This window comes from Microcystis sp. M49636_WE2 (assembly GCF_030065375.1).
In the GTDB taxonomy this organism is placed as follows: domain Bacteria; phylum Cyanobacteriota; class Cyanobacteriia; order Cyanobacteriales; family Microcystaceae; genus Microcystis; species Microcystis aeruginosa_C.
This window is the reverse complement of the sequence record NZ_JASJFG010001009.1, coordinates 1-1,877: the sequence shown is the minus strand read 5'-3', so window position 1 is coordinate 1,877 and position 1,877 is coordinate 1. Positions and strand designations below refer to the sequence as shown.

Below are 1,877 nucleotides of genomic sequence, written 5' to 3'. Positions count from 1 at the left end.
ATAAAAAACTTTGCCGTCAATACGAAAACCGTGAATTAAATCATTGAGACGATTAAAACACCTGAGAATGGTACTTTTTCCACAGCCAGAGGGTCCGATAAAAGCGGTGACTTTATTTTTGGGAATATCGATCGAAACGTCCCGCACTGCTCGATAATTACCATAGTAAATATTAGCCTTATCCACCTTTAAAACGGTTGCAGTTGATTGGGTAGTGCGATTAGTTAGCATAAATTATTTCACTTGAATTTGGATAATTGAGGAATTGCAAAGATAGGTAGATTTTTACTTAAATATCCCTTTTCACTTTTTCCTTGACTTAATAGGTTTTCTGGCGCGTGGCTAAACGGGATAAAATGTTAGTTACCAACACCAAAAACACCAGAATTAAAGCCCCGGCCCAAGCTAATTGCTGTTGGGGGGCAAAAGGGGCAGTAGCAAAGTTGAAAACTAGGACCGAAAGGGTGGCAATCGGTTCAAAGACACCCCGGGGCCAAAAGTTAGAGAATAATGCCGTAAAAATTAAAGAGGCGGTTTCTCCAGCCGCCCTAGCAATTGCTAAAGTAACACCGGTCAAAATAGCGGGAACTGCCGCAGGAAGGACGATTTTTAGGACGGTTTGGTAGTTATAAGCCCCTAAACCCATGGCCGCCCAGCGGATGTCTTGGGGAACGATTTTTAAAGCCTCATCGGTGGTTCTAATAATAGTGGGTAACATTAACACCGCTAAACCGATCGAACCGGCCAGGGCAGAAAAGCCTAAAAGGGCTGTTCCTTCGCCAAATAAGGGGGCAACTAGCAAACCGTAGGCGAAAACCCCGACAATAATCGAAGGGACACCGGCTAAAACGTTGGTAGCAAAGCGCACACCCTGGGCAAGTTTGTTATCACCGCTAAATTCCGAGAGATAAACCGCCGCTAAAACCCCGATGGGAACTGCGATCGCCGTAGCCAGGGCAACGACAATAATTGTCCCTAAAATGGCGTTAGCGATGCCTCCTCCTCCTAACCCCGGCGGTGGCGGTAATTTGGTAAAGAGATTGGCGTTTAAACGACCCACCCCTTGCACAAAAACGAAGCCTAGGACGGCAAAAAGAGGAATAATCGTCACTGCTAAACATAAACCCGAAATTACGGTCATAATTGTCCCCAATAGCGATCGAGGACTACCCGGTTTCTTTTTGAGATTATTGCCTAAATTCGCACTATCCATATCAGTTATCAGTGGGAATTATGAATTATGAATTATGAAGTGGGGGAGTGGGGAGAAAAAAGATGCCTTCTGCCTTCTGACGGCTTAATACTTAGCTTTGACGCGATTAACGATTAATTCTGCGAAGATATTGACTACTAGGGTCAAAACCAAGAGAACAAAACCAGCATACATTAAAGCTGATACTTGCATTCCCGATGCTTCGGCGAATTGATTAGCCAATAAGGAAGCGATCGTGTTAGCGGGGGCGAGAATAGAGGCACTAATGCGGTTAGAATTGCCGATAATCATCGTTACTGCCATGGTTTCCCCTAAAGCACGCCCTAAAGCTAACATAATCCCCCCGACAATCCCGGAAAAAGCGGCGGGAATTAATACCCGAAAAATCGTTTCCCAACGGGTGGCCCCCAAGCCTAGGGAAGCTTGCCTTAGATCCGGCGGTAAAGCGGCCAAAGAGTCGCGAGAGATAGCGATAATAATCGGCAGGATCATAATTGCTAAAATAACCCCCGCCGGTAACATCCCAGGACCCCCTAAAGGAGTACTAAACAGAGGAATCCAACTAAAATTAGCATTTAACCAGTTACCAAGGGGTCTGAGGATAGGAATCAATACAAAGATACCCCATAATCCGTAAACAACACTGGGAATAGCGGCCAAAAGT

General features: G+C 45.3%; 3 protein-coding genes. All 3 read right to left on the bottom strand.

Annotation, left to right across the window (positions count from 1 at the left end):
- Positions 1-231, bottom strand: a 231-nt coding sequence (locus PX484_RS23240) for an ATP-binding cassette domain-containing protein (RefSeq protein WP_288105750.1), incomplete at its 3' end; no start/stop codon positions are given.
- Between the two features lie 88 nt (positions 232-319).
- Complete coding sequence (gene pstA / locus PX484_RS23235) at positions 320-1,213, bottom strand: phosphate ABC transporter permease PstA (RefSeq protein WP_287764664.1); 894 nt, start codon at positions 1,211-1,213, stop codon at positions 320-322.
- Between the two features lie 84 nt (positions 1,214-1,297).
- Positions 1,298-1,877: phosphate ABC transporter permease subunit PstC (pstC, locus tag PX484_RS23230; RefSeq protein ID WP_288105746.1), on the bottom strand; the 580-nt coding region annotated here is incomplete at its 5' end.